The 26,251-nt window shown below is 46.5% G+C and carries 23 protein-coding genes and 2 pseudogenes; 4 read left to right on the top strand and 21 right to left on the bottom strand.

The annotated features are described in order from the left end of the window. Positions 1–157: 157 nt before the first annotated feature. From H6A28_RS13730 to nusB, 21 genes and pseudogenes are all read right to left on the bottom strand, one after another. Positions 158–1,522, bottom strand: a complete 1,365-nt coding sequence (locus H6A28_RS13730) for a PFL family protein (protein ID WP_204475640.1) — start codon at positions 1,520–1,522, stop codon at positions 158–160. Positions 1,523–1,539: 17 nt separating this feature from the next. Further along, positions 1,540–1,812, bottom strand: coding sequence for an ACT domain-containing protein (locus tag H6A28_RS13725; protein ID WP_303915970.1), 273 nt, complete (start codon positions 1,810–1,812; stop codon positions 1,540–1,542). Positions 1,813–1,960: 148 nt separating this feature from the next. Next, the gene (gene mazG / locus H6A28_RS13720) at positions 1,961–2,746 is read right to left on the bottom strand and encodes a nucleoside triphosphate pyrophosphohydrolase (protein WP_177864633.1); all 786 of its coding nucleotides are present in this window, start codon (positions 2,744–2,746) and stop codon (positions 1,961–1,963) included. Positions 2,747–2,819: 73 nt separating this feature from the next. Continuing rightward, positions 2,820–3,374 (bottom strand): hypothetical protein, encoded by a 555-nt coding sequence (locus tag H6A28_RS13715; protein WP_239465375.1) that lies wholly within the window; start codon positions 3,372–3,374, stop codon positions 2,820–2,822. A gap of 9 nt (positions 3,375–3,383) precedes the next feature. Continuing rightward, positions 3,384–6,398 (bottom strand): GH92 family glycosyl hydrolase, encoded by a 3,015-nt coding sequence (locus H6A28_RS13710; RefSeq protein WP_204480823.1) that lies wholly within the window; start codon positions 6,396–6,398, stop codon positions 3,384–3,386. Positions 6,399–6,623: 225 nt separating this feature from the next. Further along, positions 6,624–8,255, bottom strand: a complete 1,632-nt coding sequence (locus H6A28_RS13705) for a RagB/SusD family nutrient uptake outer membrane protein (RefSeq protein WP_204475645.1) — start codon at positions 8,253–8,255, stop codon at positions 6,624–6,626. Positions 8,256–8,275: 20 nt separating this feature from the next. Further along, positions 8,276–11,290 (bottom strand): annotated as a pseudogene (locus tag H6A28_RS13700) (SusC/RagA family TonB-linked outer membrane protein). Positions 11,291–11,464: 174 nt separating this feature from the next. Next, entirely contained in the window at positions 11,465–13,141 is a 1,677-nt protein-coding gene (locus H6A28_RS13695; RefSeq protein ID WP_204480821.1) for a metallophosphoesterase family protein, read from the bottom strand. 241 nt (positions 13,142–13,382) lie between these two features. Further along, positions 13,383–13,760 carry a NifB/NifX family molybdenum-iron cluster-binding protein gene (locus tag H6A28_RS13690; RefSeq protein WP_204480820.1) on the bottom strand — a complete coding sequence of 126 codons (378 nt, stop codon included), beginning with the start codon at positions 13,758–13,760 and terminating at the stop codon, positions 13,383–13,385. 46 nt (positions 13,761–13,806) lie between these two features. Further along, positions 13,807–14,760 carry an adenosylcobinamide-phosphate synthase CbiB gene (gene cbiB, locus H6A28_RS13685; protein WP_204480818.1) on the bottom strand — a complete coding sequence of 318 codons (954 nt, stop codon included), beginning with the start codon at positions 14,758–14,760 and terminating at the stop codon, positions 13,807–13,809. Further along, on the bottom strand, positions 14,745–15,755 hold the full coding sequence (locus H6A28_RS13680; RefSeq protein ID WP_204480816.1) for a threonine-phosphate decarboxylase: 1,011 nt from the start codon (positions 15,753–15,755) through the stop codon (positions 14,745–14,747). Before H6A28_RS13680 ends, cbiB begins: the two co-directional genes overlap by 16 nt. After that, positions 15,748–17,256, bottom strand: a complete 1,509-nt coding sequence (locus H6A28_RS13675) for a cobyric acid synthase (RefSeq protein WP_239465376.1) — start codon at positions 17,254–17,256, stop codon at positions 15,748–15,750. Before H6A28_RS13675 ends, H6A28_RS13680 begins: the two co-directional genes overlap by 8 nt. Continuing rightward, positions 17,257–17,766 (bottom strand): annotated as a pseudogene (gene cobC, locus H6A28_RS15235) (alpha-ribazole phosphatase); the annotation flags it as partial. A 13-nt stretch (positions 17,767–17,779) separates the two neighbouring features. Continuing rightward, entirely contained in the window at positions 17,780–18,526 is a 747-nt protein-coding gene (locus H6A28_RS13670; protein WP_204480815.1) for an adenosylcobinamide-GDP ribazoletransferase, read from the bottom strand. A gap of 4 nt (positions 18,527–18,530) precedes the next feature. After that, positions 18,531–19,571, bottom strand: a complete 1,041-nt coding sequence (gene cobT, locus H6A28_RS13665) for a nicotinate-nucleotide--dimethylbenzimidazole phosphoribosyltransferase (protein WP_204480814.1) — start codon at positions 19,569–19,571, stop codon at positions 18,531–18,533. A gap of 3 nt (positions 19,572–19,574) precedes the next feature. Further along, complete coding sequence (gene cobU, locus H6A28_RS13660; RefSeq protein ID WP_204475654.1) at positions 19,575–20,084, bottom strand: bifunctional adenosylcobinamide kinase/adenosylcobinamide-phosphate guanylyltransferase; 510 nt, start codon at positions 20,082–20,084, stop codon at positions 19,575–19,577. A gap of 155 nt (positions 20,085–20,239) precedes the next feature. Beyond that, entirely contained in the window at positions 20,240–20,653 is a 414-nt protein-coding gene (locus H6A28_RS13655) for a DUF5606 family protein (RefSeq protein WP_204475655.1), read from the bottom strand. 69 nt (positions 20,654–20,722) lie between these two features. Continuing rightward, positions 20,723–21,328: a dephospho-CoA kinase gene (gene coaE, locus H6A28_RS13650; protein ID WP_204475656.1), complete on the bottom strand. Its 606-nt coding sequence runs from the start codon at positions 21,326–21,328 to the stop codon at positions 20,723–20,725. Next, positions 21,325–22,362 carry a CdaR family protein gene (locus tag H6A28_RS13645; RefSeq protein WP_204475657.1) on the bottom strand — a complete coding sequence of 346 codons (1,038 nt, stop codon included), beginning with the start codon at positions 22,360–22,362 and terminating at the stop codon, positions 21,325–21,327. Before H6A28_RS13645 ends, coaE begins: the two co-directional genes overlap by 4 nt. A 12-nt stretch (positions 22,363–22,374) precedes the next feature. Then, on the bottom strand, positions 22,375–22,683 hold the full coding sequence (yajC, locus tag H6A28_RS13640) for a preprotein translocase subunit YajC (protein ID WP_204475658.1): 309 nt from the start codon (positions 22,681–22,683) through the stop codon (positions 22,375–22,377). 41 nt (positions 22,684–22,724) lie between these two features. Then, on the bottom strand, positions 22,725–23,651 hold the full coding sequence (gene nusB / locus H6A28_RS13635) for a transcription antitermination factor NusB (protein WP_204475659.1): 927 nt from the start codon (positions 23,649–23,651) through the stop codon (positions 22,725–22,727). A gap of 181 nt (positions 23,652–23,832) precedes the next feature. On the opposite strand from nusB, the gene H6A28_RS13630 reads away from it, so the two are divergent. The 4 genes from H6A28_RS13630 to H6A28_RS13615 all read left to right on the top strand — a co-directional run bounded on the left by H6A28_RS13630 (position 23,833) and on the right by H6A28_RS13615 (position 26,026). Next, positions 23,833–24,207, top strand: coding sequence for a PUR family DNA/RNA-binding protein (locus H6A28_RS13630; RefSeq protein WP_204475660.1), 375 nt, complete (start codon positions 23,833–23,835; stop codon positions 24,205–24,207). A gap of 190 nt (positions 24,208–24,397) precedes the next feature. Further along, positions 24,398–24,994, top strand: coding sequence for a 50S ribosomal protein L25/general stress protein Ctc (locus tag H6A28_RS13625; RefSeq protein ID WP_204475661.1), 597 nt, complete (start codon positions 24,398–24,400; stop codon positions 24,992–24,994). A gap of 32 nt (positions 24,995–25,026) precedes the next feature. Continuing rightward, the gene (gene pth, locus H6A28_RS13620) at positions 25,027–25,590 is read left to right on the top strand and encodes an aminoacyl-tRNA hydrolase (RefSeq protein ID WP_204475662.1); all 564 of its coding nucleotides are present in this window, start codon (positions 25,027–25,029) and stop codon (positions 25,588–25,590) included. A 4-nt stretch (positions 25,591–25,594) separates the two neighbouring features. Beyond that, positions 25,595–26,026: an RNA-binding S4 domain-containing protein gene (locus H6A28_RS13615; protein ID WP_204475663.1), complete on the top strand. Its 432-nt coding sequence runs from the start codon at positions 25,595–25,597 to the stop codon at positions 26,024–26,026. Positions 26,027–26,251: the final 225 nt, after the last annotated feature.

Here is a 26,251-nt window from a genome sequence, read left to right as displayed (position 1 = left end):
GAAAACGGTTTAAAATGATGAAATTTGCAGGAGGAAACTTAGATACTCCTTTTGTGAGGAAAATCCAAACAACTTCAATCTGAGATGAAACGACAGAGGCCATCTCAATTCATTTTGAGACGGCCTCCTCTTTTCTATCTGCTATTTTATTTCGACATTAGTTCTTAAAGCTATGAATCGGAGCCGGAATCCGTCCGCCACGGTTCACGAAAGCCTCACAGCTGTAACGGTTGACTGGCATTACCGGAGCATATCCCAGCAAGCCACCGAATTCCACCGTATCGCCCACTTCCTTGCCGACTACCGGAATCACACGCACCGCCGTAGTTTTCTGGTTCACCATTCCAATGGCTGCCTCATCGGCAATTATACCCGAGATCGTAGCGGCAGAAGTACTTCCCGGAATGGCAATCATATCCAAGCCCACAGAGCAAACACAGGTCATGGCTTCCAGTTTCTCAATGGTCAAGGCACCCGCTTCCACAGCATCAATCATTCCCTGGTCTTCACTGACCGGAATAAAAGCACCACTCAGTCCGCCCACATACGAAGAAGCCATTACGCCACCTTTCTTCACCTGATCATTCAGCAAAGCCAAAGCTGCCGTCGTACCCGGAGCTCCCGGATAATCCAATCCAATTTCCTGCAAGATTTCAGCCACACTGTCGCCTACCGCCGGCGTCGGAGCCAATGAAAGGTCGATGATACCGAACGGCACATTCAAACGGCGTGAAGCTTCCTGGGCTACCAGCTGTCCCACACGGGTAATCTTGAAAGCCGTACGCTTGATGGTTTCACAAAGCACTTCAAAACTTTTTCCGCGAATCTGTTCCAAGGCATATTTCACCACGCCCGGACCGCTGACACCAACATTAATCACTGCATCCGGTTCGGAAACTCCGTGGAAAGCACCTGCCATAAATGGATTGTCGTCAGGGGCATTGCAGAGCACCACCAGTTTGGCACAACCCAACGAATCACGTTCCTTGGTCATTTCAGCTGTTTCCTTCACGATTTCACCCATGAGCTTTACGGCATCCATATTAATACCCGTCTTGGTAGAACCTACATTCACAGAGCTACAAATACGTTCCGTACAAGCCAGTGCCTTCGGAATAGAACGAATCAACAACTCATCGCTGCGACTCATTCCCTTGGATACAATGGCAGAGTAACCTCCAATGAAGTTGACTCCCAACTCTCCAGCCGCCTTGTCCAACGTTTTGGCAATCTGCACATAATCTTCCGGTGTTTTACAAGCCGTACCACCTACCAAAGCAATCGGTGTGATGGAAATACGCTTGTTCACGATAGGAATTCCAAACTCCTTGGAAATATCTTCTCCCGTCTTTACCAAATCTTTGGCAAGACCGGTAATCTTATTGTATATATTCTGACAAAGCACTTCCAGGTTACTGTCCGCACAATCCAACAGATTGATTCCCATCGTAATGGTACGTACATCCAGGTTTTCCTGCTCAATCATCTTGTTGGTTTCAAGAACCTCTGTTATATTGATCATACCGTTTCTCCTTTTCGTTAGATACGATGCATTTTGTCAAAGATTTCCTCGCGCTGGCACTTAATCTGTACACCAATCTTCGTACCGACTTCCGTCAGTTCTGTCACAACCTGTTCAAAAGGCTTTTCCAGCTTGGTCATGTCCACAATCATCATCATCGTGAAATATTCCTGCACAATAGTCTGTGAGATATCCAGAATATTCACTTTGTTTTCTGCCAAATAGGTACATACCTGAGCAATAATACCCACGGTATCCTTTCCTACGACTGTAATAATAGCTTTGTTCACCATTGTCTTTTTAAATTTCTTGTTTATGTTTCGCAAAGGTAGAAAAAAGCTTCAATATGTCACTCTCTCAGAAAGATATTTTTCTGAAAATATCTATTGATATTAAAAGAACGACATTTTGAAACACATTATAGACCTATGCCCCCTCTTAGAGCCCTTTTGCCTTTGCCTCGTTCCAGATGGCATCCATCTCTTCCAGCGACATATCATTCAGATTCTTTCCTTCCTTGATGGTATGTGCTTCCAGATAATTGAAACGGCGGATAAACTTCTGATTGGTCCGCTCCAACGCATTGTCCGGATTGATTTTATAGAGCCGAGCTGCATTGATCAAGCTGAACATCACGTCACCAAACTCGGCCTCTGCCTTGTCTTTGTCCATCTGCCCTACTTCTGCCTCAAACTCTCCAATTTCTTCTTTCACCTTGCTCCACACCTGCTCGCGTTCTTCCCAATCGAAGCCTACGTTGCGGGCCTTGTCCTGAATACGATAAGCCTTGATTAAGGAAGGAAGCGCCTCCGGCACGCCACTCAATACTGACTTGTTGCCATCTTTTTCCTTCAGCTTAATCTGTTCCCAGTTCTCAGACACTTGTTCTGCCGTATCAGCCTTGACTTCTCCAAACACGTGCGGATGGCGGAAAATCAGTTTGTCGCACAACTTGTCGCACACGTCCTTGATGTCAAAGTCGCCGGTCTCACTACCAATCTTGGCATAGAACACCACATGGAGCAACACGTCGCCCAATTCCTTGCAGATGTTTTTCTTGTCGTCCTTCATCAGGGCATCACAGAGTTCATACACTTCTTCGATGGTGTTCGGACGCAGACTCTCGTTGGTCTGTTTGCGGTCCCACGGGCATTTCACCCTCAACTCGTCCAGCACGTCGAGCAAACGTCCGAACGCTTCCAATTTTTCTTCTCTTGTATGCATGATTAAATTCTTTCCGTTTTTGCCCTGCAAAGGTACGACAAAAAAATAAAATCTGCGATATTATTCTATTTCATCACTTCTTCATCAATTCCACCTGCCAGTTCACTTCCAGCGGATTGTTGGCCATCCGCCAGATGATGGGCAGCGACGGATTGTCCCATATCCACATCTCTCCGCCTTCGTAACGGTCGACCACATGAAGTAACGGACGCCCAGCATTCTTCTCCGACGCATCTTCCGCCCGGTCATAGATTGTGTGGTTAAAATCCATGCTTCCGGTCTCCTTCAACTGCTTCAATGCTTTCTGTGACACTACATATACGGTTTCCGCATCCGACAGCTGCAAGTGATTTCCATCTTCCGGCTGCAAGAAGCACAACTGGCTTCCACTTTCCAAACCCTTCGGTGTCATAGTGTAACTGCCCGACTGCCAGTGCATGTTACGTTCTATACCCCAATTCATCTGCAAGCGGTCGCCCTGTTCGCAGAAAACCACCTGATAACGGCGGGTCTGTCCGTGCAACTTAAACACGAACTTCAATGTGTCTGACACTACGGTCTGTGCCGGCAGCATGCCCGTGCTTAACAGGCATGCTGCAAAAAAACCGATAAGATATTTCTTTTTCATACGCATTCTTTATTTATCCAATCCCATTTCCTTTCCCCAGTTTCCAGGTTTCTTTCCCATTTTCAATACCAGTTCACCACCGGCAATGACATCCTTATGACGCAACGTAGAATACGGATAATCCTTTCCATTCAATGTCACGCTCTGAATGTAGCAGTTCTTGTCAGAAAGTCCCTTCGCTATAATCTTGAAATCTTTACCGCCTGCAAGATGGAAGGTAGCAGAATCCAGCAACGGCGTGTGAATCAAGTAGTAGTCCTGTCCGGCATTGGGATACAAACCTACCATGTGGAAAGCCAGCCAAGATGACATAGCTCCAGAATCGTCATTACCCGGCAATCCGATTGGACCATCGTTGTAATTCTTTGCAATGATTTCACGGATACGGTCGCTCGTACGCCACGGCTTTCCGAGCCAGTGATACAGACAAGAAGTCAGGAACGAAGGTTCATTATTGACATTGAAGAAACCTTTGTCAAAGAAAATATCCAAGCGCTTTTCAAATGCTTCAGCTCCCCCACATTTTTCAATCAAGCCCGGTACGTCGTGCGGGATACTCAAGGAATATTCCCAAGAACTGGCTTCATAGAAGAACATACTCCACCACTTCGTGTACCACGGTCCTTCGAAAATGACCGGGGTATATTTGAATTTCGGCTGCCAACGGGTAGAATGACCGATAGGAATGGAATCCAACCAGTTACCTTCCTTGTCGCGCGGCATGATGAAACCTTTGGCTCCTGCATGCTCGTAATCGCTGCGCCACAGATTCTTCCAGTTCTCAGACTGTTTCATATATTGCTGATACAAGTCTTCCTTACCCAGCCCCTTGGCCACCTGTGCAATGGCATAATCACAATAAGAATATTCGATGGTACGGTTGCCGGCACGGTCAATACCGTGAGGAATGTAGCCCAATTCCAGATAAGGAATCAGTCCTCCGCGTCCTTCAGCCTCTTCATTGTCACCAGGAGGTACTGTGGCATCCTTCAGCATAGCCTGCAAGCCCAATTCGTAATCAATCCCCTTCAATCCTTTCGCAAAGGCATCAGCAATCACGATTTCCGCATTGGAACCTCCCTGTGTACGTCCATTGCTGTTTCCGCTACGAGAATCCGGCATATAACCGTCACGTTTGTAGATATTAATCAGAGAACGTACGATATCCACCTGACGTTGTGGGTCAATCAAGGTAATCAACGGGAAAGAGCTACGATACGTATCCCAGATGGCATAAAAGTCATCATAGTAAGGTTCCGGATCGCTCCAAAGTGGATTTTCCCCTGAACGATCCACCGGCATCAGCATAGTGTGATACAAAGCAGTATAGAACATCCGTTTCTTCGCATCCGGAGTAGACGGATCGATTTCTATTTTCTGAAACAAATCTTCCCACTGTGCCAACACACCATTATGTACCTCTTCGAACGACCAGTGAGGAATTTCTGAATGGGCATTGAACTTAGCCTTCTGGCTGCTCAGGAAAGAGATGCCCACTTTCAGCTGTACTACCTTGTCGGATTTCGCAAAGCGCAACAAAGCCCCGGTTTTTTCAGCTGAATCATACTGAGACTGTGCATCAGTGATACGATTACCTTTCCACGTGAGTGACTGCACAAACGGACGATCGGTTTCCGCATAGAAATACACCGTATACGCCTTTCCGTTGTTCCATCCGCCACGAATACGGGTGTAACCCGCCACCTCATGGTCGGACAGCACCTGTATTTCGGAACCAACAAACTGCTGTGCCTCCCGCTCGTCGGGTATCGGACTTTCACCCAAGAAGAAACCAGCATCCACTGCCAAAGACTTCAAAGAGTCTTCTGGATACGTGAAACGATAGAAAGAAGCCCGGTTCGAAGTGGTGATTTCCGTACGGATACCACTCTGTTTGAAACGGGTATCATAATATCCCAGCTGAATCGTTTCGTAGTCCCGGTAATCAATATGGCTTACCCGGTCCATACCGTCACCAAACGGCATCACCAGCACATTACCGTATTTCGGTCCGCCACCCGTACCGCTGACGTGTACCTGCGCAAAGCCGTCCACCCGTTCCGGCATCGGCAACCATCCACTGTTGGGCGAAGGTGTACAATCCGGTGAAGGTTTCACCATTCCAAACGGACACGACGGCCCGATAAATACACGCCCCAGTCCTTCCGATCCGATGCGAGGGTCAACATAAGAAGCGTAATCATATTCATGTATTCCTTTACTTTCAGCTACTACGCGTTCCCAAAGTTCCGGCTGGTCAATATTGACCAAATCCGGTTGAGCCTGAATCGCCTTTTTATATGCTTCCTCATTTCCATTCTGTATGGCAGCCATAACAAGAATGCCATTCTTACGACAGTAATTTGTAAACTCCTTGGTAATTTTCTCCGGATCTATTTCCACGTAGGCCGGTTTACAGACCTCCTGCCATTTCTTAAGCCCTGCGATATCAGAAGCATTGACTTTGATTTTCATCTCAGGAGCCAGTTTCACAAACTCGGGAATCATCTGTGCATCAGTAAACCAGAAAAAGCTTTGCTGTTCAAATCCTTTTTGACGTACCAATTGTACCAATTCTCCTACAGGAGTTCCCTTTTTCACATCAAAAAAGACCTTCGCTTTTCCCTTCAGCGTATCCAGCATCGTTTCAATGCGAGGGAGCTTCACCCCTCGATAGGATGGACTGAACCATGATCCAGCATCCAAACGATCTATTTCGGCTGAGACAGCCGCCTGGATGGGTCCGTGTCCGTCGGTTGTCCGGTCCAAGGTTTCATCATGCAAATTATACAAAACGCCGTCCTTACTTTTTCTTACATCCAGTTCTACCCAAGTAGCTCCATGTTCAAGTGCTTTCAGCGCAGAAGGAACGGTATTTTCCGGAGCCAGATAATTAGCTCCACGATGCACTACTACTTCAATCGTTTTCATAGTAGAAGTGCCTTTTCCTGACAGTTTGGCATCACTTGTACCCGCCAGAAAAATTACAATAACAAAGGCAAACAGCCTGAAAAGTGTGTTCATGCTCTCCAAAATTTATTTTAAGATTCCAAATTGACCGCTAAATTACAAAATTTCTTTTATTTACTATAAAATCAACGAAAATAAAAGAAAATGATTTTCATAGCAGAATAACTAAAATAAAAAGCTCCGTGTACCTGAGAAAACAAGTTTTCTACCTGCCTTCTCTGTACACGAAGCTTTCAGTTTTTTTTAAGCTATTCCTACAATACAGAATCAATCCTCAGATCAATATCCTGCATTCTGTGTCCAGTTTGTATTACTGTTCAACACATCCTGACTCAAAGGGAAAATACGTCTGGTCAATTGAGCGTTGTCCGGATTGATATATTTGAATCCCCATGCACGCTCATAATCTCCAAAACGAATCAAGTCATTACGACGCCAGTGTTCATCCAAAAATTCACGTCCACGTTCATCCAAAATTTCCTGCAACGAAGGATCATGATCAATGTCTAATGAACCGTCACGATTAGGAGAGACGTACGTACGAATCTGGTTGAACAAGCTCTTCGGGGTATCCCCTAAAGTAGCAGCTCCCCCCCGAGTAATCGCTTCACATTTTGTCAGAATGATATCCGCATAACGGAAAATTGGAATGTCATTGTCCTGATTACGTTCATATACATTGTAATCGTTCGGGTCCGGATAGAATTTAATGGAACGATAACCTTGCCGCGTACCGTCAGCTCCCACATCCAGGTCTCCATCTTCACGAATCAAAGTGATATGTTTCGTAAAAACCACCTGTTTGCCTTCATACATATGGGGTGTATTGGTTACCTCTCCTGTCACCGGATCATACTCATACACCGGAGTCGTTTCCTTTGAAGGGTCACCCACTACCACATCGTTACGACGGTCGCCCGGCAAACAGAACAAATCAGCAAATTCCGGATTCATGGCAAAGTTTCCACCACAGCTGGGAGTCAGTACGGTGGTATAAAAACCATTGGCTCCTCCATATCTCCATGTGCGGTAACGTGCATAACACATTCCTTGGTTAAGAGTGGCTTCATAAGGAACCGCATAAATAAAGTCTTTAATCTGAGGTCCATTGTTGTACATGAATTTTTCTTTGTAATCATCGTTCAGGTTAAATAAGCCAGACTGAATGATCCGGTCGCATGCCGCAATGCAATCGTCTAATTTTTCATTGGAAGCATTCGGATTCCAAGAGGAACTGGTCACATCCTGCGTATACACATTCCAGTTGATGTACAGTTTCGCCAACAACGCATCCACCATCCAACAGGTAGGAGTTCCATAAGTAGACTCATTTACCTCACTCGGACATTTATCCCGCACATCCAGCAGCTCGGATTCAATCCAGCGAGCCACATCTGCACGCGGAGAGCGATTGATGGTCTTTGAGCCTTGTGTCAGTTTGTAGTCCACAATCGGCGTATCACCAAAATTATCCATCAAGAGGAAGGTATAAAACGCACGTGCCGCACGGACAGGATTAGAAGTTTCCGGATTGGTCTCTCCCAAATCCTCCAACAACTGATTACAATTAGTGATACCTGCCAGAATATCGCTATATACATTCAGCTGATTATTATTGGCTGAAGCCTCCCATGAATGAGTGGAACAATTGGAATACTGACGTCCGTCCAGCCATCCTCCATTGAAACAAACCGCCGAATATTCATCGGAACTCAGAGAAAGCAGTTCATCGTAACGTCGGTTCAGGGGTGCACGAAAAGCATAGTAGGCATTGCTGACTCTCGCTTCAAGCGCAATGTCCGAATCAATCGGATATTCTGTATATTGGGATTTAATATCTACATCCAAATCATTACAACTGATTGTGGTAAGTGCCGCCAAGGCACAAGTAAGCATTATCTTCGTTTTCATATAAATTATTCTCCTTTTCATTAGAAGTTCATATTTACGCCCACCATAAAACTTCTGGTTCTTGGATAGTTACTATTACGCATATCCATACCGGGTTCCAATCCCCCCAGATTTACTTCAGGGTCAATACCTTTATAACCGGTAATAGTGAACACATTGTTACAAGTGGCATACACACGCAGATTGTTCACATAATTGCCCAGCTTTCCGAAATTATACCCTAACGTCAGCGTAGACAAACGTAGGTAAGAACCATTTTCCAGGTAGCGGGTAGAAGGAGCTTGCGCACGCGAATCATTGGCATGTTGTTCCGTAGCGACATCGGCCAGAATATTTTTACCAAAACTGCTCAACAAGGAAGGATCGCTGTAAGAAGCACGAATGGCATTGAAAATCTTATTGCCTGCCACGCCTTGGAAGAATGCACTCAACGACCATTTCTTCCATGTAAATTCATTGTTCCATCCATAAGTCAGCTTAGGCTGTGCAGAACCTGCCATCCGACGGTCTCCGTCATCCGGAGCATCAGTCGTACCTACCAGGTTGCCGTTCTCATCATAGTCATTGAATACAGACATGCCATTTTCATCGTATCCAGCCCACTCCCACAAATAGAACTGACCTATCGGAGCACCTTCCATCAAACGTTGTACATATTTATTAGAATAGCTGTTAATGTTCGGATCGGCCATTTCAATGTATTTCACCGAATATTCTGAATTAGACAAAGACTCTACTTTATTCTTATTGTGTGACAAATTCAGCGTCGTACTCCAAGTAAAATCTTTTGTCTGCACGGGAACCGCATTGATGGTAATTTCAAAACCCTTGTTGCTGATGTCTCCCACATTAGCCCACATTTCACTGTACGGATAAAGCAAGGTAGATACTCTATAATTATAAATCAAATCGCTTGTACGTTTGTCATAATATTAAATCGTACCTGTCAACCGGTTCTTGAAGAATCCAAAATCCAAACCGACATTCAACATACCCGTCTTTTCCCACTTCAAATCCAGATTGGCATTACGTGTAGCTCCTAACACACGATAATTTCCTCCGGCAGAAGGTGTAAACCAACCGGTAGAACCATATACCTGACGTGCATAGAAAGCATCAAATCCCAATGAGTTACCGCTGACTCCATAACCGACACGTAACTTCAAATCGTCAAAGACATTCTGATCTTTCATAAAATCTTCTTCAATGATTCTCCAAGAAGCAGAGACAGAAGGGAAAGTACCCCAGCGATTGTTTACACCAAAAGCAGAAGAACCGTCACGACGTACCGTAGCCTGCAGCAAATATTTACTCTTATAGCTGTAGTTCACACGTCCGTAATACGAAATCATACGCAGAGTAGACAACAAGTGACTGCTATTCAAATTACTAATGTCATCCAATGAAATATTATTGGCCAAGGCCATATTATAATATGACAAATCATCATTATAGAAATTATAGGCCACCAAACCAAAACCATCATTGTTGTCCGATTGTTCCCAAGAGTATCCCAACATGACACCAACCTTATGCGCCTCATTGAAAGTGTGGTCCCAATTGATATAAGTCTCCATCTGTTTCTTGATGTTTTCTACCGTACTGCGGTCAGCCTGACCGTTACGGGAAGCATAATCCACAATCTGCGACTTTGAAGAATGATAATTATTGTAGATATACTGTTCGTTCTGGTAAGACAGGTTTAAGTTCCAGTCGAGCCCGTCAAGAATATGTACGGTAGCCTTAGCTACTCCCTGTAACAATTTTTGTGTAGTTTTATAACGGTCTTCATTGATGAGTGAAGCCGGATTATAATATTGTGAAGTAGTTCTACCGTACCAGGAACCATCTTCGTTTGTCACCGGATTCAACGGCAGATAATAGTTCATGGCATCCAGCACGCTTCTTCCTTCATTGCTTGTAGGACCGTTTTCGCTGTTTGTCACACTGGCATTCAAACTGATAGAGAAATCGAGCCGGTCATTAAAGGCCTTACTCTGCAAGAAAGAACGGGCAGTCAGACGATCCATCCCCGTACCGCGAACCGTTCCCTGACGGTCCAGATAATTTAAAGACGCATTGTAAGAAGTCTTTTCATTACCGCCATTAATTGAAATATTATGATTATGACTGAAACCCGTACGAAGCACTTCATTCTGCCAGTCTGTATTAGCCGGATGATTCACATCATAATAGCTGGACAAGTCCAAATCATTCGCATCTGCATAAGCCAACACTTCATCGGCGGTCATCATGTCCAATGTTTTCATGGTTTTATCCCATGCTACATAGCCGCTGTAGTTCACGTTGGTCTTTCCGTTCTTGTTTCCTTTTTTGGTCGTGACGATAATTACTCCGTTGGCGGCTTTTGAACCATAGATGGCTGTAGCCGAAGCATCACGCAACACATCGATACTCTCGATATCTTCCGGTGCGACCAGCGACAAGCTCACGCCCGGCACCCCGTCAATCACATAATACGGTTCCATGGCCTCACCGCTACGAAGTGAAGAAGCACCACGCAAGGAAATGGAAGCCGCACCGTTCGGGTCACTCGTATTGGCGATAGTCAATCCAGGCACTTTTCCTTGAAGCAACTGAGCCGGAGAAGTATACACCCCCACGTTCAAGTCTTCTGCTTTCACCGTAGTGATGGAACTGGTCACATCTTTACGCGTCATGCTACCATAACCAACCACCACTACCTCATCCAATGTCTCGGTGTCTTCATTCAAAGTGACATTCAACACTTTCGAATCGACCTTTATTTCCTGAGTGGCAAAACCAATAAAAGAAAACACCAGTGTTTTTCCCTTCGGCACATTTACTGTATATTTCCCGTCAATGTCTGTCACCGTACCGTTCGTAGTTCCTTTTTCAAGCACATTTACCCCAATCAAAGGCTCACCAGCTTTGTCGGTTACCACACCTCTCACCTGGTTCTGAGCAAATGCCAAGGTACTACTCAATAAAAACAACACAAAGCACAAGCCTTGCATCCATGTTCTTTTCCTCTCTGATTGTACATTAAGCATAATACAAATTTTTAGTTAGAAATATCTTTTTTTTGACGGCAAAAGTAAATTGCCGTTGTTACAGAAATATTTCTCAACTATTAAGATTGTATTTACTACACTTGTCGAACAAACAGAATCAACGAGACAAACATCTCTTCATTCTCTAATGAAAAGGTACAATAAAAATGCTGCCTACTCCACCACTTCTATATCTTCATTCTTCAGGTCAATCCGGAAATTCACACACGGTTCTCCATTCAGAAATGCCTGAAACAAGACCGACAAATCCCGCACATATTCCACCGCCGGTGAAGTTGAAGCAGAGGTCTGCGCACGGTCAAACAAATAACGATAGGCAGCCAGACGTGATGCCGGAATATCCCTCAAGGCAAGCTGGTCGGCATAACGCAAGCGATAAAGGTCGAGAATCATGTCTTCCATGCACCATTGCGTCCACTCGCCCTCCGCCGATTTATCTTCTCCAGCCACTTCCTGCAACAAACAGGCTCCTGTAAACTTCAAGTAAGGCTTCCAGCTGTCCGGCAAATCGCGCGGAATGAAACGCACACGTACCAAGTCACGGAACTGGTAATCGCAAAATTCACGATACGTACGGGAAGAAAGAATTTCCTTGTTCCACACTGACGGATGGCCTTTCAAGGAATCCGAACGATATTCAGCCTGATACAAGGGAAACAACTGATTGAATCCAGCCACTGAATCGAGCGTCACAGTATTCACCCGAAAGTCCTCGCTGTTTTCAATGGTCAGAATCTTATAGGCCGGTATGTAGGTAGCCAATGAAGGAATCTGGATATTATATAACTTCTTACCATCCTTTCCTTCCCAGATGCCCGTGTCGTTCACGTGCATGTGTCCGGCAAAATGCAGGCGGATACCCGCTTCCAGAAAAGCTTCGCTCACCTCCGGTTCCGGCACACGGTCCAAGTCGAAACGACGGTTGCCCCATATCTTCTTCACGTAGTCCGACACGCCGTCGTTGAAATCCACTAACGGATAATGCGAAAAAGCCACCAGTGTTTTATGCAAGCGCTTGGCTTCGGCTACGACCTTCCGTACCCACGGCAATAAAAAAGGTTTATGTGCCAATACATTATTATATCCTATACTGGAACCTTGATACATCATCCTGCCCTCATTCATCCCTTTCGGCAGATAGGCACCGCCATCAATGGCCAGCAGCCAGAGTCCGTCTATCGGCTCTACCAGATAACTGGCATCCATTGCGGTCAGCGAATCGCACAGGGTGTAGGTCCTTTTTTCCAATCGTCCTTCTTTCTGCGCTTCTTTATAACTGTACTTTTCGTACGTATAAGAAGTGAAAGGAGTTTCCCAGTACCGATATTCTTTCCTCGGGAAAAAACCGAATGACGCGTAACACTTCATCTGGTCGGCATAACCGGCACACGAATCTTCCCGCGTCACGCGACTGCCATCCGCAGCCAGATAGTTCACATTCTTCTGTTTCAACCCAAACGGAAGCGCCGGATCATGATTGCCAGTGGTCACAAAAAAGCGCATCCCTTTCCGACGGGCATAGTCGTCGAGAATTTCTTTCATTTTCTGCTGGTTGAAGAACTGCCCGTTGTCGGTCAGGTCACCCGACAATACTACCAACTGAATGTTTCTTCGGGCTACGTCGTCCAACGCGGTCCGAAAGGCATAATAATTTTCATTGAACAAACGGGTGGACTGCACCTGTACCTCCATGGAACGTACTCGTTCCGGATGTCTGTCAATGTCCTGAATATGTGCGTCCGAAATAAACGCAATCTGTGTCTGTGCGTTGCCCGTCAGCGTCATTCCTCCCAAAACTGCTGCAAGCAACAAGGAATAAATCTTATTCATAAAAGCATGATTGAAAATCAAGCACAAAGATACGAATTTTATCGAATGTAAGGCCGCTGCCACATTCTTTTCTGCATCCCCACATTTTCGTTCAAATGCTTGCAAGAATTCTCAGTTTCACTGTTCGGGATTTGTATCCCACAGTGTGAAATATATATCCCACACTGTGGTTTTTGTATTTCACAGTGTGGGACAGAGAATATACCCCTTCATTTCATCTTAAATAAAAGGGAGAAAGAAATTAATGATGTGCGCATTGATGGTCTTCCCCTTCATGATGATGCGCGCATTCTACTCCGGAATCCTGTATCTTTCCGGCCAGGTAATCTTCAGCTACCTGCATCACCGAGCCCTGACAGCCCCGGATGACCGTAATGCCACAAGCCGAGAGCTTGGCCAACGCACCGGCTCCCATGTTTCCCGCCAACATCACCGTCACGCCATCGGCCTGCAACTTGGACGCAATGTCCGACTTACAGCCACATCCTTGTGGAGAAGGAAGTACCTGCGTACGCGTGATGCAGTTTTCTTCGTCTACCGTAAAAATCGTATAAAACTCACAATGACCGAAATGGTCGTCTACTACTCCGTTGCGAGTAGGTAAAGCTATTTTCTTCATTTTATTGATTGATTGATAAATTAATGATTCGCAAAAAATAAAAACACTATCCAAAGACGTTTCCCCAAAAGCACACATAACCTGCCACCATCAGCAACACCATCCCTCCTTCGGCCAGCCGGTTGATACGGATGGCCCGACGCATGTCGTCACTATTTACCGGACGAGGATTACTGCCGATGAAAGGTTTGTAGACTGTTTCCCCGAAATAATCGTGCGGACCGCCAAAACGACAGTTCAGAATACCGGCTAGGGCCGCCTCTGGATAACCGGAATTGGGACTGGCATGCATCCGTCCGTAATGAGCCACAAACTTCAGCAACGTCCAGCGACCGAACACCAGTACCATAAGCAGGGCAGTCAATCGGGCCGGAATGTAATTGGCCACATCGTCTATACGGGCCGCCCAGCATCCGAAATCCTTATAACGTGCGTTCCGATAGCCTATCATGGAATCGAGGGTATTCACCATCTTGTATACCAGCATGCCGGGCACGCCCAGCAGAAAATACCAGAAAAGAGGGGCAATCACCCCGTCGCTCAGGTTCTCGGCCAAGGTTTCCAAGGCCGCCGTACGTACCTCTTGATCCGACAAGGCGGAAGTATCCCGTCCCACGATGCGCGACACTTGTTTCCGTCCGGCTTCCAAGGAGATGTCGGCGGCTTCAAATACCCTCCGCACTTCGTCTATCAAGGTTTTTCCGGCCAGGCAATAGAATACGGCTATTACCGAAAGAACTACCTTTAACCAGGGATGTACCCGATTGGCAGCTTCAAGCAGCTCCCAGCTCACCAGAAAAACCAACAGAATCAGGGCCACGGCTGTCAGCGCTCCGTTCCGTTTGCGGTGCGTTCCCTGATTGCCTCGCCGTTCACACCGGACTATCAGTTTTCCAAAGCCCACCACCGGATGGGGCAGCCACAAAGGGTCGCCCAATAACTTATCGAGCAGGAATCCTCCCAACAGGGGAATCAGTCCCATTTCTATCCACGTATCCATTCGCGTATGCCTTCAATTAATAAATTGTTTTCTTCTTCTGTCTGTATTGCAATGCGGAAATAACGGGTGTCCAGTCCTTCAAAATTGGATGCATCCCGAATGAGCAGCCCGTGACATTCGGCCAAATAGGCTTTCAGGTCGGACGCACTTCCCTTCCGCAAACGGGCCAGAAAATAGTGGGTATCCGAAGGAAGCACCTCTACCCCACCGGTCGCTTCCAAAGCCTCAGCTACCCGTTTCCGTTCTGCCAGCAACGCCGGTACATCCATCCGGTACTCGTCCAGGTGACGCAACAAATACTGCCCGGCTTCCACGGCCAACGCATTCACCGACCACGGCATACGGCAGGCACGTATCCGCTGAAGAAGGGCTTCATTGCCCGTCACGGCACCCAGTCTCAATCCCGGTACCGCAAAACATTTGGTCATGGAATGTAACAGCAAGACATTAGGACGGGCCACGGTCTCAGCCACGGAAAGCACCTCTTTCTCCGTAAAAAGCGCATACGACTGGTCGATGACAAACAAGGTCCGGGGATACTGCGTAATCAACCGACGCAGCGTATCCGCCTCCCACGTCTGCCCTGTCGGATTGTTCGGGTTGCACAACCAGCATATTCCTTCTTCCTCCGTTAAGGCCTCCACGCGGGAGATACCTTCTACCCGATGAGCGTGCAGACGACAAGCATCGGCATACTCGCTGAACGTAGGTATCCACACCCGGGAACGACTGCCCCGGAAAGCCTGCGCAATGAGGTAAATGGCCTCCGTAGCCCCGTTGGTCACGCACACTTCCTCCGGACGTACTCCATACAGACGAGCCAGCTCAGTTCCTAACGTATAGGGTTCCGGTTCCGGATAGGAACGGATGCACGAGAGCCGTTCGGCCAGATAGCGGTTCAACCCGTCATGATTCACCCGATGATACACATTCGAACTGAAATTAGCCCGAATATGCGCATAGCGAAAGGCATCGTCTCCGTGTCCGTTAATCATTTTTCGTCAGTATTTGGTAAAGCAACGGCAGGTTCAGGTGCTTCCGCACATGGTCTGCCAGTTTGTTGTATTGTTCTTCCTTAAAGGCGGCATAATCCAATGCCGGTTGCGTCAGTTTTTCGGCATAGGGTGCCAACAGCCAGTCGATGACTGCCGGATTATCCAGTATTCCATGAATGTAAGAGCCGGCACACTTCCGGTCTGCCACACATCCGTCTGGAGTACCATCCTCCAAATAGACCAATGGAATCATCGTTTCCCCCTCTACCGCCGAAGTACGTCCCATGTGGATTTCATACCCCGTACAATCCGGCGTATCAGATTTTAGGAAAGAGAAACGTACCTGCCGCGTCACCTTCTCTCCCTCCATGACCGTTTCCACCGGCAGCAATCCCAGTCCCGGCAACTGACAGACATCACCTTCCACCCCGTCGGGGTCAGCAATGCGTTGCCCCATCATCTGGTATCCGCCACAGATTCCCATGACGGTCGCTCCGTTGCGACGGGCCTGAAGAATGGCCTGTGCCACCCCGTTGCGGCGCAGTTCGTACAAATCACCAAGCGTATTCTTGCTTCCCGGTAACAGGATGATATCGGCTTTCAGCAAATCGTCCACGTTGTTCGTGTAGTACAGATTCACCCGCTCATCATGCTCCAGCATATTGAAATCGGTAAAATTGGACAGGTGACGGAGCAAGACTACCGCCACATTGACCTTTCCTTGCACCGCTTTCCGCTGTTTCAGGGAAAGTTCCACCGAATCCTCTTCTTCAATGTAAATATCCTGATAATACGGTATCACGCCCAGTACCGGAATACCGCAAATCTCTTCCAGCATCTTTACGCCCGGCTCAAACAGGCGGAGGTCGCCACGGAATTTATTGACGATGATACCTTTGATACGTTTGCGGTCTTCCGGAGTCTGCAGGGCCACCGAACCGTAGGCACTGGCAAACACACCTCCCCGGTCGATGTCGGCCACTAAAATCACATCGGCATCGGCATGACGTGCCATGGGCAGATTCACTAAATCAATATCCTTCAAATTCAGTTCCGAAATGCTGCCGGCCCCCTCCATCACAATCGGATTGTAGCGGGCCGCCAGTCGGTCGAAGGCCTGATTGACTTCCCGACGCAGCTCCTCACGCCCTTCGGTACGGAAATATTCATACGCACTCCGGTTGCCGATGGGTTTGCCGTTCAGCACCACTTGCGTAGTCTGGTCGGAAGTGGGTTTCAATAACAAGGGATTCATATCGGTATGACAAGGTACGCCTGCCGCTTCGGCTTGCACCGCCTGTGCCCGACCAATCTCCAGCCCTTCGGGCGTAGCATACGAATTGAGCGCCATATTCTGTGCCTTGAACGGAGCCGGATGATATCCGTCCTGCCGGAATATACGGCACAAGGCCGCAGCCAGCACACTCTTCCCCACGTCACTGCCCGTACCGGCCAGCATGACCGGATGCAAGTGAGGAAGTGGCAAATCGATTTCCACCATTCCTCCGTAAGGAGGCAATGCCTTCATGGCATCTTCCAGCTTCACCTTTCCCGCATACACTTGCGCGGCCACCAGTACCCCTCCATGCGCAAAAATCAGCACCGGACCTGAAGTACGGTCCAAATGGTCCAGAAAATCGGATACCCGGGCCAACACATCCATAAAGGACTCTCCGCCCGTAGTACGCACCCGCAAATAATCCTGATACCATTCCTGAATGCGCGGGTCGGTAATTTCATCAAACCGCTGCATCTCCCACTCGCCCATGTGCATCTCTTTCAACCGGTCGTCACGTTCCGCATCCGGGAAACCGCAATAGCCGGCCAGGCGCGTGCAACGGGACAACGGACTGGCATACACACGGGTAAAGTCGATGCCGGTTCGCCGGATAGCTGCCTTGCACACGGCCGCTTCTTCTTCAAACGAAGCCCGCAGAGGCACATCGGTCTGACCGTAACACGTACCAGATGGCACATCGACCGAAGTATGTCGAACCAAATATACTTTCATCTTCTATTCATCCTTAAAAATTATAAGTCACTGCCACCGCTCCCAGCCAGCACGCAAGCTCGCACAACAGGAACAGGGCTCCGCAACAATCGCCGGTATATCCTCCCAGCCGACGCTTGAGTAAACACACCAACGCCACAAAAAGCACGCAGGGGAACAACAGCATTCCCCAATAAGAGAATGGCAGCAAATACAGCGGCAACAGTCCTCCTACCGCATTAGCCACCCACTCAGAGGTGCTCATGCGGGTATAGACCACCTTGGCCTTGCTTTCCTCTACTTTGCGGGCGTAAGGCAGGAACACCAACATGAAACTGCAGACAAACTTGCAAAAAGGGTCGGCCACCCACAACACCCAGGGAATAAGCGGCACCGGCAGAGAAACGAGCAAAGAAAACGACAACAGGTAATACAGAATCAGCCCTAATACTCCGTAACTCCCGATATGGGAATCCTTCATGATGCGAAGAATCCCTTCCCGGTCGCGCCCGCCTCCAAAGCCGTCGAAGAAATCGGCCAATCCGTCCTCATGCAGGGCTCCCGTCAGGAAAAGACGGGCACACAATGCCAGCAGCACCGCTACGGGGATTGGGAACCACAGGGAAAAAAGCCAGAAGGCAAGGGACATCACCCCACCCGTGAGCCATCCGCACAGGCTCCAGTAGCTTACCACGTGCCGGAAACATTCGGAGGGCACGGAGCAAATCCGCCAGAAAGGCAGACGGGTGAAAAACATCAAAGCAGCCAACAGGTTATGCATACGCTCAGAAATATTTGGTAATGGAAGCATGGGCAAAAGTGTCCATCTCGTTCAACATCCGTACCGCAGAATCGAGTATCGGATAGGCACAGACCGAACCGCTTCCTTCTCCCAAGCGCAATCCTAAGTTCAGCAACGGACGGGCATGCAGATAGTCCAACAGGAGTTTGTGACCGCTCTCATCGCCCTGATGTCCGTACACGGCATACGAAAGCACTTCCGGACACAAACGAGAAGCTGCCAGCATGCAGTTGGTCATGATAAATCCGTCCACCAAAATCACCATGCGCAGCTCGGCCGCACGCAGCATACCGCCTACGGCCATCATCATCTCATACCCTCCGAAACGGCACAGGATTTCTTCCACCGTATGCTCTCCCGGGAAATTTTGAAGGGCCTGCTGAAGCACCTTGAACTTATGGGTCATGGCTTCGCCATACAAGCCGCTGCCGGCACCGACGCACTGTTCCAAAGGGATTCCCGTCAGGCAACTCATCCACAGAGAGGAAGCGGAAGTGTTTCCCACTCCCATCTCGCCAAAACTGATTACATTGCAACCGGCGTCCTTCACCCGATCCACACACTGCGCACCTCGCTCCAAGCACAAATCCATCTCTTCGGGAGTCATCGCATTGCCATACAGGAAATTACGGGTACCCCTACGTACCTTCATATTCACAATGCCTTTTTCGTAAGGCAAGTCATAATCCACCCCGGCATCGACAATCACCAATCGAAAACCGTGCTGGCGACACAAGAAATTGATGCCGGCTCCTCCGTGAAGGAAATTACTGATTTGCTGCCAGGTGATTTCTTTCGGAGAGGCACTGACGCCTTCTTCCACAATGCCATGGTCAGCCGCAAAAAGCAGGTTGTGCGGACACTTCAAGGAGGGAGACAACGTCTGCTGAATCATACACACCTGCAAAGCCAATTCCTCCAAATAGCCCAAAGAACCCTTTGGCTTTGTGAGGTTGTCAATCTTTTCTCGGGCTGCCTGTTCCAACTCCGGACAGGTTATAGGGGAAATAGTAAATTTACGCATAATTTATCCTTTCACTTTAAGCGGAATACCAGAAACCATCAAAACTACCTGGTCGGCTTTGGATGCGATGTATTGATTCATCCATCCTTGCAGATCGGTAAACCGGCGCTGTACCTCATTGGGAGAAACACCTCCCATTCCAATCTCATTGGTCACGAAGATAAATGTCGCCTCCTGCGCGGTAAAGCGGTCGAATTCCTGTTTCAAGGCCTCCAAGGCCAAGGCTACATCCTGCAACTCCACAAAAAAGTTGGTACACCAAAGTGTTACACAGTCGATTACGGCCACCCGCCCGGTGATGTCGTGGCGACTCAGTTCCTTTTCTTCTTCGATATTCGTCCATTCCGGTCCACGATTCTGTTGATGACGCTCCACCCGCTTCCGGAATTCCTCGTCCCAGATTTTCGCCGTGGCAATGTACACCGGTGATGCAGTCAGTTCATGGGCCAGTCGTTCGGCATAACTGCTCTTACCCGACCGCTCACCACCTGTTATCAAGATTATTTTCTTCATTTCTTCCTACGCGCTGTTCCCTGCTTCCGTAAGTATATATAAAAAACTGTCTCAGGACAAATGCCGCAGTCCGTAGCCGGAACAACGCATCCGTTTGTCCTGAGACAGTTTCCTTACTTCTCCTCGTACGATCTACACCGTACGTGTCTTTCCGTTTATTCAGCTGCTTTTTCTGTTTCTACAAAATCAGTTTCTCCGTTTGATACCAGCAGGTTGTACCACTGAATCAACTTCTTGATATCGCTGGTATGTACGCGATCACGGTCATAATTCGGCAATACTTCCGCCATGAAAGCATGCAATTCGTCTGCAGAAGCCTTCTTGTAGTCCAAAGCAGTCACATTACCGTTTTCTTTCTTCTTAACAGATTCCAGTACTTCACCCAGAGGTACTTCCTCTGCATCGGTATACATGGCGATATCACCTAATGAGATTACTTTATCGCTGGCATAAACTGGAACTCTTTTCTTTTCTGCACTGACAGTTTCCACAATCAGCATATTCTTTGCCTGAGAAATCAGTTTGTACAAACCGGGTTTTCCAGAAATAGCTAAAATAGTCTTCAACATATTCTTTTCTCTATGATTAAAATTTAATTACGAGTGACAAAAATACAACGGACGAATGAAATACACAAACTATCTGCCCGTTTTTCTATTGGCAAGCCAACCTTCCAATGCGGCAATCTGTGTCTCCAATGGCGTTTTCTCCTCATTATAGAGCACATAATCGGCTTTCCTTTTCTTTTCTTCATCGTCCATCTGCGCAGAAATCCGGGCTCTAATCTGTGCCTCCGAAGCCGCATCTCGCTGCATGGCCCGCTTGATGCGTAATTCCAACGGCGCATAAACCATTACCACATAATCCACTGCTTTTTGAAAGCCTGACTCAAACAGAATGGCACTTTCCATCATCACGACCTGTGCGCCCGCCTCTTCCTGCCGATGAGCCCACGCCTGGAAATCCTCATACACACATGGATGAATAATTCCATTGATTTGTTCGGCATGCTCCGGTGAAGAGAACAAATAGCTGGCCAACAACGGTTTGTTCAAGGTGCCATCCGCCTGATAAACCTCTGTCCCAAGCAAAGTTGAAAGTGCCTCCCGTATCCGAGGATGCGTCAGGGTCAGCCGCTTGGCCTCCCGGTCGGTATCATACAATGGAAAACCTTTCTCTTCCAACAAATGCGCTACATAGGATTTTCCACTGCCTATTCCACCTGTAATTCCCAGTCTGATCATTCGGCAACCTCCTCTTTCTTGACAACCTTCTCCACGGTCTGTTGCTCGATCAAGTAATCGACGGACAAAGGATTGATACGGATGTGAGTTGCTGCATCTGGATATCGTCTCAACGTAAGCGTCAGCTTTTCAGACTTATTGTCCAACACATCCGCATAAGATACTCCTACTAAGAAGTCACTCGCTTTCACTGACTTAAAGTTCTTCAACCCCACCTGACAGGTCACCTGTACTTTCGACGGAAAAGTACGCAACACTTTTCCCTGCGGGAAACTTATGCCGACTACTGGAACGTCAAAAGTCTTCTCCGAATACATATCCACACAGGCCATGACATCGACCGAAGAAGGAACAAATTTCACCCCATGCAACTTCTGCAAATTAAGATGCTTTCTTAATGTATCCGTCACATTGGTCCAGTGAAAAGGCTGGGTATAGGCAGTCAATACCGTATTCAATACGCCTTGAGGCGCATAAACCACTACAGAATCAGGAATCACCCGGATTTCAGACACATAATACTGTCTTCCGGCCGAAACCTCTCCTCCGACTGCCACTGGTACTTTCTTGGCCACTCCTTTGGAATAGATAAAATCCAACGTATCCGGATATACCGAAAGCAGCTGGGTAGAGTTATTTAACTGAGTAGTGATTTTCTTCAGGACCTCTTCCTGGGGAATACGTACATAAGATCCTTTCTCTTGATAATCTTCAAAATCAAATGTCAACGGGAAAAACGTACGTCCCAACATATAGTTTAACAGCACCGTACCTCTATCCTCCACTTTCACTCGAATCTCCTTGGGCAGCTCAGAAGTCATTACCACTTCCTTCGGCACATTCTTCAAGCGGACAGGAATTTTAAATTCTGTCTGGTAAGTGTCATTCATTGTCTGAAGGAACCAGAAACACAAAGACACGAACACAAAAAACAGAAAAATCAGAAACTCCCTGCTCTTTGTACTGAGCAAGAAGTTCCTGATTTGTCGTACGAATATCAAGTAATATCTCTTTATGTTCTTTCTATCGAACATATCCATTGACAATTATTTTGCAGGCTGAGCCTGTGCGTCTGCATAAATTGAGTTCTTATCTACTTTAATTTTTACACCCGCAGCTATTTCCACTACAACTGTATTGTCTTCTACTTCCTTGATCTTTCCATAAATTCCCCCTGCAGTAACTACAGACTGACCTACTTCCAAGCTCTTGCGGAACTTGGCAATTTCTTTCTGTTTCTTGTTCTGGGGACGAATCATAAAAAAGTACATAATGGCGAAAATAGCCACCATCATAATAAGGAAAGAGTAATCTGCTCCTCCCTGAGACTGTAAAACGACAGCTAACAAATTCATACGTTTTCTCGGTTTAGATTAATAATAGCCTGACAAATATATTAGTTTTTAGTCAGCTTATTTTCCTTTTTCAATTGATTAACAATTCCGTCCAATGTTCCATTGATAAAGCCTCCACTCTTCGGAGTGCTGTATAACTTGGCAATTTCTACATATTCATTCAAAGAAACATTTACCGGGATGTTCGGGAAACTTAATATTTCGGCCAAGGCAATCTGCATAATCACCACATCCATCACAGCCACACGATCCAAATCCCAGTTCTTTGAGTTTTCACTAATCAAATGACGGTAATAATCAGCATTCAAAATGGCACGACGGAACAAACGGCGAGCAAAATCCTTGTCTTCCTCATCCTTGAATTCCGGAAGAAGTTCCTGTTTTTCCCCATTTTCAGGATTAAAACGTTTGATGGTTTTCAACACAAACGTATCCACGATTTCCTTATCATCATTCCAATACAGGCTCTGATCTTCCAAGACTTCATCAAGTGCTGCATTGTTAAAAATCATCTTCTTATAGATTTTCCGCCACAGTTCACGGTCTTCATCATAAGAAGAGGTTTCGCTGGCCATATATTCCTTATATATATCACTCTGCATGATTTGCTCGCACAGATTTTTAATAAAATCCCCTTCATTTTCCCAGGTTTTCTTTTGAGAAGCAGAAAAAGCATTCAGCTGTTTATTGACTTCCAACTGTGCGATGAAACGATTTTCCACAAATTTCATGTTAGGAGACAAATCTTCTTTGGTAGGAACCAGTTTGTTTTTTGCTGCATCCAGCCGCTTGCTGGCATACTTCGTCACTTCCACCATGAGAAGCAAAAGATAGTTGTACAAATCATATGCTTTGGACAGACTGAAGAACAACTCCTTTTCTGCAGTATCCAAGTTTTTACCACCGTTCTGATAATACGCATAAATTATCTGAACTATCTTCAGACGAATAAGAACTCTGTTGATCATAATATATAAACAAAACTACAATTTTAGGTGTGCAAAAATAAGCAAATTTCTTTTACGACCCACCATAAGGTGCCATATTTTTTCTTTTTTTCAGAGATTAGACATTTTTTCCTTGCTCTCTCTTGGCACATTGCAAAAAAATATTCAAATTTGAACGCATTTTTATTAGTAACAGTGAGTTATGGAAGAACTGAAGAAGAAAAGTACAGCTATTGAAAACGACAAAGAAATCGTATTCTCTAAAGCCATCAAGGCAGGAAAACGCATTTACTACCTGGATGTAAAGAAGAATCGGAAAGAGGAGATGTTCATTGCCATCACGGAAAGCAAGAAAGTGGTGTCGATGGATAAAGACGATCCTCAAGTGAATTTTGAAAAGCACAAGATTTTCTTGTATAAAGAAGATTTTGAGAAATTCATGCACGGCTTACAGCAAGCCATTGACTTCATTGGTCATGAACAAGGCGGATTACACTTGGAAAGCCATGCAAAAACCGTTACTGAAGAAGAAACTCCATCACAGTCTGGAGAAATCAAAATCGACATTGACTTTTAAAAAAGACAGTCAGTTCACCAATTTCCAGCTGAATTACAGGATTTTATTAAGGGGAAAATTTGGAAAATCAAAAAAGAATGCATACCTTTGCGCCGCTTTTTCAAGCTCATCGTGTGATATACCACATCGTGTGATGGCGAATTAAGCACAAAATCAACTTAATTTAGAGTAACACAAAAATTTTAGAAAAATGAAATCAATTGAAATCAAAGGTTCTTTGAGAACAGAAACTGGTAAGAAAGCCACTCGTGAACTTCGTAAAGAAAATGGTGTTCCTTGCGTATTGTACGGAATCCAGAAAGATGAAAACGGCAATCAAGTTGCTACTCACTTTACTGTTCCTACTGAAGGCTTGCGTAACTTGGTATACACACCGCATATCTATGTAGTAGACCTGAACATTGATGGCAAAGTAGTAAACGCTATCATGAAAGATATCCAGTTCCACCCGGTAACAGATAAGATTCTGCACGTAGACTTCTATCAGATTGACGAAAACAAACCTATCGTTATGGAAGTTCCTGTAAAACTGGAAGGTTTGGCAGAAGGTGTGAAAGCCGGTGGTAAATTGGCTCTGCAGATCCGCAAACTGAAAGTGAAAGCTTTGTACAACGTAATTCCGGAACGTCTGGTTATCGACGTAACTCCGCTGGGATTGGGTAAGACTGTAAAAGTTGGCGAATTGCACTATGAAGGTCTGGAACTGCTGAACGCAAAAGAAGCTGTGGTTTGCGCAGTTAAATTGACTCGTGCTGCTCGTGGTGCTCAGGCTGCTGCAGGTAAATAATTCAGTAACCTAAACACACAAGAATCCTTTCAATGAAATACTTGATTGTTGGACTGGGGAATATCGGTGAAGAATACCGTGAAACCCGTCATAATATAGGATTTATGGTATTGGACGCCTTGGCTAAGGCGTCCAATATTGTTTTTAGCGACGGCCGTTACGGAGCTACTGCCCACTTGTCGCTCAAGGGACAGCAACTGATCCTGCTCAAACCATCTACTTACATGAACTTGAGTGGAAATGCCGTACGCTATTGGATGCAACAGGAAAAAATTCCTTTGGAAAACGTATTGATTGTGGTCGACGATTTGTCTCTTCCTTTCGGCACCTTACGCTTGAAAGGAAAAGGAAGTGATGCCGGACACAACGGACTGAAACACATTGCAGCCACGTTGGGCACACAGAACTATGCCCGCCTTCGCTTTGGCATCGGCAATGATTTTCCAAAAGGAGGACAAATTGATTTCGTATTAGGACATTTCGATGAGGAAGCCATGAAACTGATGCCGGAACGTCTGGAAGTGGCACAGGAAATCATCAAGAGTTTCTGTTTAGCCGGACTGAACAATACGATGAACCAGTATAACAACAAATAAGCGTATGCCGGAGGCAAGAATAGATAAATGGATGTGGGCTGCACGTATCTTCAAAACAAGAACGATTGCAGCCGAAGCCTGCAAAAAAGGCAGAATCTCCATCAACGGAGCCCAGGCCAAACCGGCCCGGACAGTCAAACCGGGGGATGTGGTACAGGTCAGGAAACCACCCGTTACCTATTCCTTCAAGGTTTTGCAGGCCATCGAAAAACGGGTAGGAGCCAAACTGGTTCCTGATGTCATGGAGAATGTCACAACTCCCGACCAGTATGAACTGTTGGAAATGAGCAAAATCAGCGGATTCGTAGACCGGGCAAGAGGAACTGGACGTCCTACCAAGAAGGAACGAAGAGACTTGGATGAGTTCTTCACCCCCGAATATATGGACGATTTTGACTTCGACTTCGATGACGAAGATGATAACGAGGAAGAATAAAAACAAAACTCCCTCAAAAAAGAAGAGGCCGTCTCAAAATGAATTGAGATGGCCTCTGTCGTTTCATCTCAGATTGAAGTTGTTTGGATTTTCCTCAAAAAAGGAGTATCTAAGTTTCCTCCTGCAAATTTCATCATTTTAAACCGTTTTCCCCCGTCAGAAGCCTCCTAAGAGGCTACTTTTGCAAGATTATGTGCTATGGCCAGCAGGCCAAATTCAATTTCC

This window comes from Bacteroides mediterraneensis, assembly GCF_016900355.1.
Lineage (GTDB): Bacteria > Bacteroidota > Bacteroidia > Bacteroidales > Bacteroidaceae > Phocaeicola.
This window is presented reverse-complemented; position numbering and strand designations above follow the sequence as displayed.